Source organism: Halobellus captivus (assembly GCF_003697845.1).
Lineage (GTDB): Archaea > Halobacteriota > Halobacteria > Halobacteriales > Haloferacaceae > Halorubrum > Halorubrum glutamatedens.
In genome coordinates this window covers 34,831-48,154 of sequence record NZ_RDQE01000004.1, presented here as the reverse complement: position 1 = coordinate 48,154, position 13,324 = coordinate 34,831, and the positions used below count along the sequence as shown (strand labels likewise).

Annotated in this window: 11 protein-coding genes; 3 read left to right on the top strand and 8 right to left on the bottom strand. The window is 65.5% G+C overall.

All coding sequences use genetic code 11. From position 1 onward, the window contains the following. Positions 1 to 40 precede the first annotated feature (40 nt). Together EAO78_RS05615 and EAO78_RS05610 are read left to right on the top strand one after the other, a co-directional pair. Positions 41 to 2,545 carry a bacterio-opsin activator domain-containing protein gene (locus tag EAO78_RS05615; RefSeq protein WP_122104875.1) on the top strand — a complete coding sequence of 835 codons (2,505 nt, stop codon included), beginning with the start codon at positions 41 to 43 and terminating at the stop codon, positions 2,543 to 2,545. 252 nt (positions 2,546 to 2,797) lie between these two features. Then, complete coding sequence (locus tag EAO78_RS05610; RefSeq protein ID WP_122104874.1) at positions 2,798 to 3,043, top strand: HalOD1 output domain-containing protein; 246 nt, start codon at positions 2,798 to 2,800, stop codon at positions 3,041 to 3,043. Here EAO78_RS05610 and wecB read toward each other — a convergent pair. From wecB to EAO78_RS05595, 3 genes are all read right to left on the bottom strand, one after another. After that, the gene (wecB, locus tag EAO78_RS05605; protein WP_122104873.1) at positions 3,003 to 4,160 is read right to left on the bottom strand and encodes a non-hydrolyzing UDP-N-acetylglucosamine 2-epimerase; all 1,158 of its coding nucleotides are present in this window, start codon (positions 4,158 to 4,160) and stop codon (positions 3,003 to 3,005) included. The genes EAO78_RS05610 and wecB overlap by 41 nt on opposite strands. After that, complete coding sequence (locus EAO78_RS05600) at positions 4,160 to 5,323, bottom strand: glycosyltransferase family 2 protein (RefSeq protein WP_122104872.1); 1,164 nt, start codon at positions 5,321 to 5,323, stop codon at positions 4,160 to 4,162. Before EAO78_RS05600 ends, wecB begins: the two co-directional genes overlap by 1 nt. A 312-nt stretch (positions 5,324 to 5,635) precedes the next feature. Beyond that, on the bottom strand, positions 5,636 to 5,920 hold the full coding sequence (locus EAO78_RS05595; protein ID WP_122104871.1) for a PadR family transcriptional regulator: 285 nt from the start codon (positions 5,918 to 5,920) through the stop codon (positions 5,636 to 5,638). Positions 5,921 to 6,196: 276 nt separating this feature from the next. Here EAO78_RS05595 and EAO78_RS05590 point away from each other — a divergent pair, with 276 nt between their 5' ends. Then, a complete protein-coding gene (locus tag EAO78_RS05590) occupies positions 6,197 to 6,718 on the top strand; it encodes a DUF7344 domain-containing protein (protein WP_122104870.1) in 522 nt (173 codons plus the stop codon). Between the two features lie 222 nt (positions 6,719 to 6,940). On the opposite strand, the gene EAO78_RS05585 is transcribed toward EAO78_RS05590, so the two are convergent. The 5 genes from EAO78_RS05585 to EAO78_RS05560 all read right to left on the bottom strand — a co-directional run bounded on the left by EAO78_RS05585 (position 6,941) and on the right by EAO78_RS05560 (position 13,310). Continuing rightward, on the bottom strand, positions 6,941 to 7,477 hold the full coding sequence (locus EAO78_RS05585; RefSeq protein ID WP_238987631.1) for a DUF7344 domain-containing protein: 537 nt from the start codon (positions 7,475 to 7,477) through the stop codon (positions 6,941 to 6,943). Between the two features lie 720 nt (positions 7,478 to 8,197). Next, entirely contained in the window at positions 8,198 to 10,009 is a 1,812-nt protein-coding gene (glmS, locus tag EAO78_RS05575; RefSeq protein WP_122104867.1) for a glutamine--fructose-6-phosphate transaminase (isomerizing), read from the bottom strand. Further along, complete coding sequence (locus EAO78_RS05570) at positions 10,009 to 11,187, bottom strand: sugar phosphate nucleotidyltransferase (protein ID WP_122104866.1); 1,179 nt, start codon at positions 11,185 to 11,187, stop codon at positions 10,009 to 10,011. Before EAO78_RS05570 ends, glmS begins: the two co-directional genes overlap by 1 nt. A gap of 271 nt (positions 11,188 to 11,458) precedes the next feature. Beyond that, positions 11,459 to 11,728 (bottom strand): HalOD1 output domain-containing protein, encoded by a 270-nt coding sequence (locus EAO78_RS05565; RefSeq protein WP_122105092.1) that lies wholly within the window; start codon positions 11,726 to 11,728, stop codon positions 11,459 to 11,461. Positions 11,729 to 12,098: 370 nt separating this feature from the next. Then, positions 12,099 to 13,310, bottom strand: a complete 1,212-nt coding sequence (locus EAO78_RS05560) for an alpha-D-ribose 1-methylphosphonate 5-triphosphate diphosphatase (protein ID WP_122104865.1) — start codon at positions 13,308 to 13,310, stop codon at positions 12,099 to 12,101. Between the last annotated feature and the right edge of the window lie 14 nt (positions 13,311 to 13,324).

Here is a 13,324-nt window from a genome sequence, read left to right as displayed (position 1 = left end):
ATACTGTAGCATTTATCAGCGACACTGTGCTTTATTCGGTGTGTCTAACGAGGGATCTGCCGAGAAGGACGGCTCAACGGGGACCGGTTTCGAACCTACGGGGACCGATACGTTCCGTCGGATCGCCGAACTCCTCGATCAGGTGTCCACCGGACTCCTCGTCGTGGACGTCGCCTCGACCGTGACCGCCTGGAACCGGACCGCCGTCGACCTGCTCGGTCTCGACGATGAACCGGGCGGACGCGAGGTGAGCCGGGTCGTGGGCTCGACGGGGATCGACATCGACGCCGCGGTCGAGAAGTCGTTTCGAACGGGCGAGGTCGTGGAGTTCGAGACGCCTCTCGACCGGGACGAACCGATCGAGGTCCGTGTGGCCCCGATCGGGGATGCCGTCGCGCTGGCGATGCGGGACGTCGGGGAGCGCGTCGCGATGCGACGCGAACTCCGCCGATCGGGCCGCATCCTCGAAACGCTGGACGACGGCGTGTACACGCTCGACGAGGCGTTCGTCATCACTTCGGTGAACGACGCGATCACGACGATAACCGGCTACGATCGCGAGGAGCTCGTCGGGTCACACGCGTCCATGCTTGCCGGGTCCGAAACGATCGAGATGGCGGACGAGATCATCGATCGACTTCGCGGTGACGGCTCGGACGTCGGCATGATCGAGTCCACGATCCGTACGGCGGACGGCGATGAACTTCCGATCGAGACGCACTTCTCGACGGTGGAGTTCGGGAGCGGCCGGAAACGACGTGTCGGCGTGATACGGGACCTGTCCGAACGGCGTCGGAGCGAACGGATCCTCCGCGAGCTGAACCTGTCGGCTCGGCGATTCCTCCGGGCCGACACGGAACGAACCGTCTACGAGACGGTGCTCGACGTCACCACGACGGTGTGGCCGGACGCGACCGTCGTCGCGTACTCGTTCGACGAGGTGGAGTCAGTCCTCGAGCCGGTCGTCGCCTCCGGGGAACTCCCGGGACCCCGCGGGCCCGGAAGCACCGTTTGGGAGGAGTTCCTGACCGGGGAGGACGGCGTGACGGTCCCCACGGACGTCTCCTCGCCCGCACGATCGGACGTCCACGACGAAACACACCCGAGCGGTCGGGTCGTGGAGCGGTCCGACGACGGGACGGTGTCGACGGTCCGAACGCTGTACGCGAGCCTCGACGAGCACGGACTCCTCTACGCCGAGATCCCGGGGTGGAAGAACGTGAACAACGTCCGGGAGTCGGTGGAACTGGTGGCGGCCAACGCGGTCGCGGCGCTCGGACGCGTCACCCGCGAGACGGAGCTGTCGAGACAGAGCGAGGCCCTGACCGAACGGAACCGGACCCTCAAACGGCTCCACGAACTCAACGACCTGATCCGTCGCGTGAACGGGGCCCTCGTCGACGCCGACACCCTCCAGGAGGTGGGCGACGCCGTCTGTGCGCTGTTGGTCGACGCGGACCCGGTTCGGTTCGCCTGGTTCGGTGAGACGTATCTCACCGGCGGGGGTCTCGACCTCGTCTCCGACGCGGGCGACGACGGGGGCTACCTCGACACGCTCGACTTCGAGAGCACCCAACCCTCGACCGATCCGTCGGCGTTCCGGAACGAGCCGACCCGTCGCGCACTCGATGCCGCCGAGACCGTCGTCGTCACCGACGTCTCGGAGCGGCTCCGCGAGGCCGCGTGGCGGGAGCACGCCCTCGTATGCGGCTACCGGTCGGTCATGGCCATCCCCCTGTCGTACGAGGACCTCGACTACGGGGTACTCACGCTGTACGCCGATCGGGTCGGGACCTTCGACGGGGAGTTCGGCGAGCTGCTCGCGGAGCTCGGAGACACGATCGCCGACGCCATCAACAGCATCGAGACGAGGCGTTCGCTTCGAAGCGAGTCGTTCGTCGAACTCGAGTTACACGTCGACGCCCCGGACGCGCTCCTCGTCCGTCTCGCCGACGCGCTCGGGGAACCGATCCGGATCGACGGGACGGTACCGCAGGAGGGCGACCGCTCGTTGGTGTACGTCGACGCCGCCGTCGACCTCGAATCGGCGTCCTCGACGGTCCACGGCGTCGAATCGGTCCGTCGGCTCGACGGCGGGACGGCCCGTCGGACGGAGCTCTCCGTCGCCGGCCGGACCGTGGCCGATCGGTTGGCGACCCACGGAGCGAACGTCGATTCCCTCGTCGCGACGGCGACCGACATCGACGCCACGGTGACGCTCCCGCGGTCGGTCAGCGTCAGGTCGTTCGTGGAGGCGCTCGACGAACGGTACGACGCGGTCGAACTGCGCTCGCGGCGGGACGGGGAAACGGTCGAGGAGCGGTCGTTCGGGTCGGCGACCGTCGCCGATCGGCTCACCGACAGACAGTACGAGGCGGTACGGACCGCGTACTTGGCGGGGTACTTCGAGTGGCCACGGACGAGCACGGGCGAGGAGGTCGCCGGCGCGATGGGGATCACACAGCCGACGTTCAACAGACACCTCCGAACGAGCGAGCGGAAGCTCTTCTCGGCCGTGTTCGGCGGGATCGACCCGGACGAGTAAGCCGAACCGGTCTCCCGATCGGTCGGTGTGAACCGATCGAGGATCGGGATCGGCGTCCGGAACCGACCCGGACGCCGCGGTCGAGTCGGTACCGAATACGCTTCGGAGCCGGTTTGGCCACCGGGATCGACGTTCGCGGGGATCGCCCGCCGTTCGGCGTGACGCTACGTGTGTAGTACCGGGTCGAATGACATGCTACCCACGTTGACGGAGCCCCGATACCCCTGTACCCGTTTCGAAAGGATGGACACAATGGGATCGGACATGGCCGACGACATCTGCTGGCGGATCGTTACGACGATAGCCGACGAACGCGACGTCGACCCGAGAGCGATCGACGACCGGCTCCAGGACGTCGTGGACGTCGAGTCCCTGTCGAGACTCGTCGATCAGGCGTGGGGATCCGACGACATCGACCTGTCCGTCTCCTTCCGGATGGCCGGTTGTTTCGTAACGATCACCGGGGACGAGACCGTCCGGGCGACGGTTCCAGAGTGACGCCGTCCCGTGCCCACGGATCGAGGTCGTCCGTCGTCGATTCGACGGGGAGCTCCGCGAGGATCCGTTCGGCGGCGTCACCGTCGCCGAACGGGTTCCGCCAGTTCCCGGAGCGATCGACCATCTCCGCGACGCTCCGGACGATCCGCTCCGGGTCACACGAACCGTGCCTGTTCGCTCCGACCTCGATCGTCTCCGGCCGGTCGGCGTCCCCGCACGTCGTTACACAGGGGACGCCGAGGATACACGCCCGCTCCTGGACGTCGGCGGAGTCCGTGAGGATCACCTCCGCGGCGGCCTCCAGCCGAAGGAGGTCCAAGTAGTCCCGTGGTTCGATCCGTCGGATCCGGTCCGGCAGTTCGATCCCGAACGTCTCGAGTCGCTCCCGTGCACGCGGATGGATCGGATAGATCACGTCGCGGTCGTGCTCGACCCCGGCCCGTCCGATGCCCGAGACGAGTCGCTCGAACCGAGCCGGGTCGTCGACGGTCGCCCCCCTCTGTGTGGTCATCAGGAAGTACTCGCGGCCTTCGAGTCCGAGGTCCTCGAGTACCGTACTCTCCTTCCGTGCGATGTCGCGGTGGTGGCGGGTGGCGTCGACGACCGTGTTCCCGGTGATCGTGATCCGAAGCCGTGAGACCCCTTGGCGTACGAGGTAGTTCTCCTCCCGTTCCGTCGGCGGAAAGAGGAGATCCGAGGCGTGATCCGCGACTATCCGGTTCATCTCTTCGGGCGTCGTTCGGTCGAAACTCCGAATTCCGGCCTCGACGTGTCCCAGCTTCGTGTCCAGTTTACCGGCGGCGATCGCGCCCGCGAGGGCGCTGTTCGTGTCCCCCTGGACCAGGACGACCCCGGGCGAGACCTCCCGGAGCACCTCCTCGAGACCGATCAGCATCTCGCCCGTTTGCTCCCCCTGCGGCGCCGATCCGACCCCGAGCGTGTACTCCGGTTCCGGAAGATCGAGTCGATCGAAGAACGCGATGTCGTGTGTCTCGGGATACCGTTGGCCCGTGTGGATCACGGCGTGCTCCACGCCGCTTCGACGACACGCCCTGATCACCGGTGCGAGCCTGATCACCTCGGGTCGGGTTCCGAGAACGATGGCGACGTCGGTCATCAGCGTTCGAGGTCCGTTCGTTCGACCGTCCCGCCGTCCCGGATCGGGTCGGGTATCGAGCCGGGGAGCGTCCGACTCCGCTGGCCGGCGTCCGAGGGATCGGTGACCGGGCGTTCGACGTCCCGCACCAATCCCTCGTTCTCGGAAACGTCGAACCACGCACCGAGCGTCAACAGCAGCCCGCCGAGCACCCCGACCGTGATCGACGCCATTCCCCCCAAGAACCCGTCGACGGCGGGCGTCGACACCGCGTACAACCCGCCGACCACTCCCGTTATCAGGGTGAGAGTGCCCAGAACGTAACAGACGATGAGCGGGTGAAACCGTCGGATGAGATACGAGCGCACGAGTCGCTCGAGGAAGTTCCGTGCGAGCAGTATCGACAGCGTCGGCACGAACGTCGAGTACTGGATGCCGCTCGTCTCGTCCGCGTACTTCGCCGGATGGGAGACGTCGGCGATCGGCTCCCGATTGACGTTGAGCGCGAGCAGCATGTGGTTGAGGAACCCGTACTGGTCGTAGAGGCGGTCGAACCGGATCGCCCGTAACCCCTCGTTGGATATCGCGGTAAACCCGTTCTGCGGGTCGGAGAGGTCCCAATACCCGCTCGAGATGCGCGTCAGGAACGTGAGGAGCCCGTTTCCGAACAGTCGCCACCGGGACATCTGCTCGTAGTCCCGCCCGGACCGCAGCCGGTTCCCCTTCGCGTACGTCACGTCGCCGGCGACCACCGGATCGATGATCCGCTCGAGGTGGTCCGGGTCCATCTGTCCGTCGCCGTCCATCACGGCGACCACGTCGATGTCGTCCGCGAGCGCGTGGGCGTAGCCGGTCTTCACCGCCGCTCCCGCACCTCTGTTGGTTTCGTGTTGGATCGGCATTATCCCGGGTGTAACCCCGCCGTCGGTTCCGACCTCGGCCTCGACGATGAACCCGCCGGCCTCCGGTCCGATCGGTTCGACGTCCTCGGACCTCGAACCGACGGACGGGTCGTTGAGCCGACGGGCGTGTTCACGGATCTCCGTCCACGTGTCGTCGGTCGACGCGTCGTCGACGACGTACACGCGGTCGACGTACGCCGGGATCGTCTCGATCACGTCCCCGACGTGGCCTTCCTCGTTGTACGCCGGGACCACGACGCCGACGCTGTGGCCGTCGTACATGGTTACCCGGCACCTCCGGTTCGTGTCGGATCGACGGACCCCCGAGCCACGGAGACCCCGTAGCGCACGCCACGACCGACGTCGCGAGCGTGACGATCGACACGTACTCGCCACCACTCGCCCCGTCGGGAGGGGAGGATCCGGAACCGAGCTCGTCGAGTTCGTGTTGCGTTCATGTTACGGTCCTTTGTTGTGACCCCACTCGACCGGGAACGAACGCGACCGAACGGGGATCGTGTCTGTGAGACACGGCAGAATCGGGCTTTGTTATACAGTGCCTCACGCTCGTTTCCCCCCACCTACCGCCGGGTTTCACAGGTTCACGTGGCGGTCTTCCCACTCCCGACGCGTTCTGAGGCTCTCCATCGTCCTCTCAGTGGAGCTGTAGTAGTTGGTCCGACGGTCGCTCTGCCCCTTCTCGACGTAGTTCAGTTTCACCAACGTGTCCAGGTTCGGGTACAGCCGGCCATGGGTGATCTCGCCCATATCCCGTTGGAGCTCCTGTTTTATCTCCTGGCCCGACGGGTTCGTTTTGCCGGCGATCACGTACAGCAGGTCACGCTGGAAGCTGGTTAGCTCGAAGAGCCGGTCTGTCATTTGTTCCGACAAGGGGCGATCGGAGTTTTGTTATACAGAGCTAAACCGCCCGTACGACAGGTCTTTGCGTCCCGCCGATCGAGGCGGAACATCGCCGAGCAGGACGGACGGGGCGTCCCCGTTCGCGCCGCGATCACGTCCAACTGAGGCGACAAGGGAGTCAATATCGATCGATATGGACGTGATAACAAATTGAATGAAGGATAACCGTTGAACGACCGAGCGTGCTTGTGTGATGACGAGGCTGAACGGTCATCCAAGGATGACAGTGGAGTTATGAACGAGACGGAAAAACTCACCAAAGACGAAGTATTCGAGGTGCTGAGTAGCTCGCGACGTCGGCAGATACTGTATCACCTACACCGTCGGGGCGGGGAGGCCGACCTCCGCGACCTCGCACGTGACACCGCGGGCGCGGAGAAGGTCGACCCGATCACCGACGACGTGGTCAAGCGCCTCTACATCTCGCTGTATCAGACGCACGTACCCAAACTCGAGAAGGTCGGAGTGGTACGGTACGACAGCGACGACAAGTCCGTCGTGTTGACCAACCGGGTCACGGACATCGCCCGCGTCCTGAACGTAGAGATCGAACCGAGCAGGCAGTGGTCGCTGTACTACGCGCTGCTCGCGGTGACGGGTCTCGGGCTCTCGCTCGCCCAGTTGAGCGGGTTCGCTCCGTCCGTGACGACGCTTCCGTTCGTCGTCGTGCTACTGCTCCTCGCGATGTTCCAATACTACGAGACGGAGATACGGGAGCACGAATACGACTTCCTGGAACGGATCGTTTCGGACTGAACGCCTCGGTCCTGCTCCCTCACGGTCTCTTCTCCCTCATGGCCCTTTCTCACCCACGTCTCTTCCTCTTTCACGACTTTCGTGGGAACGCGGCTCGATTCGAACGCGCCACGGAACTGCGCCCCGCGGCGGCGTTGTCGCCGTTCGCTTCATCGGAGTTCATCGGAGGAGGTTCGGCGGCTGCGAACCGTGAACCCGGACGCGTTGGTCCCGCGTGACCGATCACGTGAACTGTTGGATGAACACGATGAGCACGATCCCGACGACGCTGAGTAGCGTCCATCCCGCAGGGGGGATCGTCGACAGCGCGCCGACTCCCAACGTCCCGAGCCCCACCGGAACGAGGACCCCCGTGGCAACGGCCGGGATCATCCAGGACCGCTCCTCGCTTTCGTTCCCGTCGTCGGTCCCCTCCATGTACGGGACGAGCGACGATACGGAGTCCTGTAGCTCGACGGTGCCACGGTTCTTGTCGTACTCGACGACGCCGAGGGTGTCCATCTTCGGAAGGTGACACTGGTAGAGCCCGATGTACACCCGTTTCCGCTGGTCGGACGAGAGCTGCTGGACGGTGATGTCGTTCTCGTCCGCGGCGATGTGCTCCGCGAGCTCGTCGAGCTTCGCGGACCCGTCGTGTTCGCGAAGGTACTCGAGGATCTTCCGACGACGGCTGTTCTTCAGTAGATCGAAGATCTCGCCCTTCGTTAGTACCGAGCCGTTCGACCGCGGCTGCTTCCCGATGTCTTCTAAATTAGACATGTCCGTCTCCGATGCCGTATCCGAATCGGCGACGGATGAGCTCCCACCGAATGACCCCTTTCCTGCGCTCATGCCATTCACCATCACGGCTATCCTATTAGATATAATGAACGTAATCCCGTTTCGATCCCGTTATCGGCATCTGGATAACGGGCCACGATCCCACGGAAAGCGACAAGTGGACCGCCACGGTCTTGCGATTACGACGGTAAGGTAAGCATACTGGACGGGGTCCCGTCGATTCCGCCCGAGAGAACGACCACGGTCGGGGTTACCGCCGCCCGTCGCTCGCTCGGTCGGCCGCGTCGACCGGAGAATACGTTATATAATCCAATACATATATAATTATTGACTCATGTTCCGTCAAGTCATACTGTTATAAACGGATTTATTGCGTATACGTTGCCCGAGGACGGTGGTCGAGCCGAACACGGGACGCTCGACGCCGATCTCGGTTCACCGATAACCGGGCGTTCATGGACCATCAGAGCGGGACGCGCCCGATGTCGGTCGGTGGAGTGCGACGGTTCGGTCTCACCACGACGTCGACCGCGGGGAACGGAGCGAGCGTTCCGTCGCCCCCGGGACCAAGCCACGGCGGGTTTTCGCCCGCCGCGTCTCGGGATCGGCGTCGTCGCGGCTCAGGAGTTCGGGCTCCGGGACCGACGTCCACCGCCGTGGTGAGAACGGGAAGCGTGCGAGTGTCGACGCCGACCCCGCTCACTCCACGGTGACGCTCTTCGCGAGGTTCCGAGGTTTGTCGATGGACCGAGAAAGCATGTCCGCGGCGAGGTACGACACCAGCTGGAGCTGGACGTTGGCGAGGATCCCGGCGACGTCCCGGTGGGTGTCCGGGATGGAAAGCACGTGGTCGGCGTATTCGGTCGCCCCCGTGTGGTTCCCGTCGGTGACCGCGACCACGGGCGCGTTGCGGGCGCGGACCTCCTTGACGTTGTGTACGGTCTTGGTGTCGTCCCGCCCCGTGAAGACGGCGAACACCGGCGTGTCCTCCGTGACGAGGGCCAGCGGACCGTGCTTGAGTTCGGCCGCGGAGAACCCCTCCGCGTGATCGTAGGTTATCTCCTTGAACTTCAGCGCCCCTTCGAGCGCGACGGCGTGACCGACGCCCCGCCCCAGGAAGAAGTACGACTCACAGTCGTGATACGCCGAGGCGACCGCCTGCGCCTCCGACTCGTCGAGGATCTGCTGGACGTCGTCCGGGAGGACCGCCAACGAGTCGAACAGGTCGCTCGTCGATCGGGGAGTCGCCCCGTTCGTCGCGTGACTCAGACGTTCACACAGGAGGATCAGGGTCGCGACCTGCGAGGAGAACGACTTGGTCGCGGCGACGCCGATCTCGGGACCGGCACGGATGTACACCGTGTTCTCACACTCCCGGGTGACGGTCGACCCGACGACGTTCGTCAGCGCGAGCGTGCGAGCTCCGGTGCCCTGGATGGCGCGGATGGCCGAGAGGGTGTCCGCGGTCTCGCCGCTCTGGGAGACGGCGACGACCAGCGTCCGGTCGTCGACCGGCGGCGGGTTCGAGCCGTATTCGCCGGAGAGGTACGCCTGTGCGTTGATACCGCGGTCCGTGAGCAGCGACTGGGCGTACATCGCCGCGTGATACGAGGTACCCATGGCGACGAGGTGAACCGACTCGATCCCCGAGAACGTTCCCGGAGGGAGCTCCTCCAGGTCCACGCGTTGTTTCAACGGGTCGGTTCGGCCGCGGATGGTCTGTCGAAGGGCCGTGGGTTGCTCGTAGATCTCCTTCAACATGTAGTGGTCGTACCCTCCCTTTCCGGCGTCGTCGGGGTCCCAGTCGACGGTCTCCACCGAACGCTCCACGGTCGTCCCCTCGGCGTCCGTGATCGCGTACCCCTCGGGGCGGATCGCCACGACGTCCCCGTCCTGGAGGTAGACGACCTCGTCGGTGTACTCGAGGAACGCCGGCACGTCGCTGGCGAGGTAGTAGCGCTCGGGGGACCGCCCGAGAACCAGCGGGGAACCGCTCCGCGTTCCGAACACGGCGTCGGTTCCCTCGAACACCGCGGCGATCGCGTAGCTCCCCGAGAGGCGGTCTATCGCCATCCGGAACGCCTTTTCGGGCGGATAGCCGGCGGAGAGGAACTCCTCGATGAGGTGGGGAACGACCTCGGTGTCCGTATCGCTCGTGAACTCGTGCGTCGAGAGCTCCTCCTTGAGCTCGGCGTAGTTGTCGATGATCCCGTTGTGGACCACCGCGACCCGTTCGAGACAGTCGGTGTGTGGATGCGCGTTCGCGTCCGTCGGGGGGCCGTGCGTCGACCACCGGGTGTGTCCGATCCCCGTCCGACCGCGGATCGACGAGCCGCGTACCGATCCGCAGAGGACGTCTATCTCGCCCTCGCGCTTCATCACGTCGAGGCCGTCGGCGTTGACCGTCGCGATGCCCGCGGAGTCGTATCCCCGGTACTCGAGGTTCCGGAGCCCCGAGAGGAGCTCGTCGACCGCGTCGCCGCTGCCGACGCGCGCGGTGATCCCGCACATCAGCCGATCACCTCCGCGTCCTCGGCTACGTCGCGGCCGAGCGTGACTCCGGAACCGACTCTGCTCCGGGGTCCGATCCGGCATCCCGGCGTGATCGTGACGTTCGCGCCGACCGTCGCCCGGTCCGCGACGACGCCGCCGAGTCGGCGATCGGCGTACTCCGTTCCCTCGAGCACGACCGTGGCCGACCGACCGGGGGAGACGGTCCCGTCGCCGATCGTCGCTCCGCCGCCGACGATGCTGTCCCTGAGGAGCGTGTTCGCCCCGACCCGAGCGTCGGGGCCGACGATCGAGCCCTCCAGTACCGCGTTTTCGTCGACGATGGTGCTCGACAGCAGGCAGGTCCCCCCACGGACGACCGCGCCGGCCGAGACCTTACAGTCCGCGCCGATCCGGACGTTCTCGCCGATCACGGCCGAGTCGTGGATCCGTGCGGATCCCGCGACCCGCTCGTCGACGTCGACGAGTTCCGGGTACGAGTAGAGCAGGGTCTCGTTCGTCGTGAGCAGGTCCCACGGGTACGACGAGTCGAACCAGACGCCGTTCGGCGTCTCGGCGATGACCTTTCCGTCGAGTTCCGCTATCGCGCCGGTGAGTGGTCGTTCGCCGTCCTCGAACTGCGTCCGTTCTAGCGCGTCGAAGATCGTCGGAGCGAACGCGTACACGCCGGCGTTGATCCGCGAGGACGCGCCGTCGTCCCCCTCGTCGATCCGGTCGACGAGACCGTCGCTGACGCCGACCGTCCCGTACTCCGAGGCGCTGGTCGACGAGGCGACCGCGATACAGGCGACGGCGTCCGACCGCGCGTATCGCCGGGCGACCTCCGCCACCATCGTTTCGTCGATGACGTTGTCGCCGTTCACCACGAGGAACTCGCCGTCCACGTAGTCCTCGACCGTCTGGAGGGCGTGTCCACTGCCGAGCCGTGTCTCCTGGGTGACGTACGTGAAGTCGATCCCGCCGTACCCGTTCTCGAAGTGGTTCTGGATCCGTCTCCGTCGGTGGCCGACCACGAGGACGACCTCCTCGATGCCGATCGACGCGAGCGCGTCGAGGGGATACTCGAGTATCGGACGGCCGGCGACGCGGAGCATCGGCTTCGGTTGGTATCGAGTGAGCGGACGGACTCGCCTCCCCTCGCCGGCTGCGAGGACGACGGCCTGATCGAACGAACTCATGGTCGCGTGGGCGACTCCGCCGATCCGCGACCGCGATCCCGGCTGCCGACCTTCCGATCAGTATACGTTCTACGGCCTGCTTGGTTCATAACCGTCGGCAGGCAGGTGACGGATATTGTAATGGTGAACCTTTCCGAAAACGTACGAACGGACGGTTCGTCGAGCGCGATCGATCGCCTCGTTAGGTACCGCCTACGCCTCCCCGCCGGCACGCTCCGTCGAAGGGACGTTCCATCGACGGACGGTCGGAGGGCCTCGTCCGGCCGAGGAGTCAGTCGGACAGCAGCGTAACGGAGTCCGCCGTGACGATGACGGTGTACCCACAGTACTGGAACGAGACCCGGACGCCGGTTCGGTCGTCGCGATCGACGTCGGTGACCAGGTCGTCCAGCGCCTCCGGATCGACCACGTCGCTCAACACCGGTAGCTCGGCGGGAACGACGCCTTTCTCCTCCGCAACGGTCCGGACGATGCTCACCGTTACGGACGTATCAGGCTCTCTTTGAGTCCTGTTAACGACCGTTCCATCGAGAGTTTTGATTTCGGAATCATCGTCCGAGGCAAACGAACTCATATAATGTTATAAACGATTTTCGTCGAGCTAATCAAAAAGGGCGTCGATGTTCGATCGGACAGGTCCGGAACGTATCGAGGCCGGCCGTGATCGGCTCACGGGTCGAGCCGATCCCGTGTCTCGAAGCTGTCTGCCCGACGGTCAACGCGGCCCGATCGCCCGTGGATCAACGTGTTTCATGGTTTTTAAATATATACCCTGGGCCCCTACCGTTCATCCGTATCACGGGTGAGATCGGCCATCCCTGACCCCGAAGGGTCGATCTCGGTCGTGGTACGGGTCCCCTTTTTACTGGAGAATCGAGGAGAAAGCCTCGCGCTTCAGCACGGGAGGGACGTCAATGGAGAAACGATGGGCCCGCGGTCGGATTCCCCAGTCTCGGCCGTCGTTCGGGACTGCGACCACGCGGATCGCCACCGCTCTTGAGGACTTCCACCCCGTCGACGAAGACGCGTTCGACCGTCGGGACCGGGTCCGGATCGACGACGAGGAGGTCCGCACGTGCGCCGACCTCGATCCGGCCCCGGTCGTGCATGCCGACCGCGTCGGCGGGGTTTCGGGTGACCCGGTTCGTTCGGGTCGGAAGCGGCTCGCCGGTGTCGACGAACGGTGCCGCGAGCAGCGACGGCGGATGGTAGTCGGAACACAGGACGTCGACGATCCCGTCGTCGATCGCCGCGCGCGCCGAGAGGTTGTCCCAGAGGCTCCCGCCCCTGAGGACGTTCGGTGCCCCCATGACGGTGGTCATCCCCCGATCGCTCGCGTGCCGTGCGGCCTCACGCGTGAGCGGATACTCGGAGATCGACGCCCCGTGATCGAGCAGTCGATCGATGTCGCGTGCCGTCTCGTCGTCGTGTGAAGCCAGCGGAGCGTCGGCGGCCGCCGCCACGTCCGCCACCCGCTCGGACAGCGAACGGCGGTCCGTCGGTGAGAGCGACCGCCGTTCGGAGATCGCCTCCGCGACGCGCTCGGTGGGCCAGTTACGGTCCTCGACGTAGTGTCGCTCGAACGCGTCGCGATCGTACTGGCCGTCGCCGGGCACGTGATGCATCACCGAGACGAGGTCGACGTCCACGTCCTCCGACAGCTCCTCGACCGACCTCACGCTCTCCTCGACCAGTTCACAGCGGGCGTGGACGCGGTTGTCGGAGAGCAGGTACGTCGCGTTCGCGATCTCGTGGACGAGCTCGGTGGCCTCGGAGATCGTCCGGTCGTCGTCCGGCGAGTTCTCGAACGCGACGGCGTGGAACTTCGTCGTCACGCCGGTCAGGACGTTCACACGGTCCGCCATCGAGAGGGCCATGCTGGTGTCGACCTGCGCGCCCGAACGGGGATGGAGGTGCTGCTCGACGTCGTCACCGTGGAGGTCGACGAGGCCGGGCATGACCAGTCGGCCGTCGGCGTCGACGGCCTCCGATCGGGGTAACGCTCCGCCTCCCGTTCCGCTCACGTCCGCTATCCGGCTTCCGGTGATGACCACCCGCCCGTCGTCGATGACCTCCGTCGGGGTGACGACCCGACCGTGTCGGATCTCGGTGATACCGGTCATCGTCCCGAATGCGT

Coding starts and splice junctions, on each gene's coding strand:
- EAO78_RS05610 (WP_122104874.1), top strand. CDS start 2,798: ATGGGATCGGACATGGCCGACGACATCTGCTGGCGGATCGTTACGACG.
- EAO78_RS05595 (WP_122104871.1), bottom strand. CDS start 5,920: ATGACAGACCGGCTCTTCGAGCTAACCAGCTTCCAGCGTGACCTGCTG.
- glmS (WP_122104867.1), bottom strand. CDS start 10,009: ATGTGCGGGATCACCGCGCGCGTCGGCAGCGGCGACGCGGTCGACGAG.
- EAO78_RS05585 (WP_238987631.1), bottom strand. CDS start 7,477: ATGTCTAATTTAGAAGACATCGGGAAGCAGCCGCGGTCGAACGGCTCG.
- wecB (WP_122104873.1), bottom strand. CDS start 4,160: ATGACCGACGTCGCCATCGTTCTCGGAACCCGACCCGAGGTGATCAGG.
- EAO78_RS05570 (WP_122104866.1), bottom strand. CDS start 11,187: ATGAGTTCGTTCGATCAGGCCGTCGTCCTCGCAGCCGGCGAGGGGAGG.
- EAO78_RS05560 (WP_122104865.1), bottom strand. CDS start 13,310: ATGACCGGTATCACCGAGATCCGACACGGTCGGGTCGTCACCCCGACG.
- EAO78_RS05590 (WP_122104870.1), top strand. CDS start 6,197: ATGAACGAGACGGAAAAACTCACCAAAGACGAAGTATTCGAGGTGCTG.
- EAO78_RS05600 (WP_122104872.1), bottom strand. CDS start 5,323: ATGTACGACGGCCACAGCGTCGGCGTCGTGGTCCCGGCGTACAACGAG.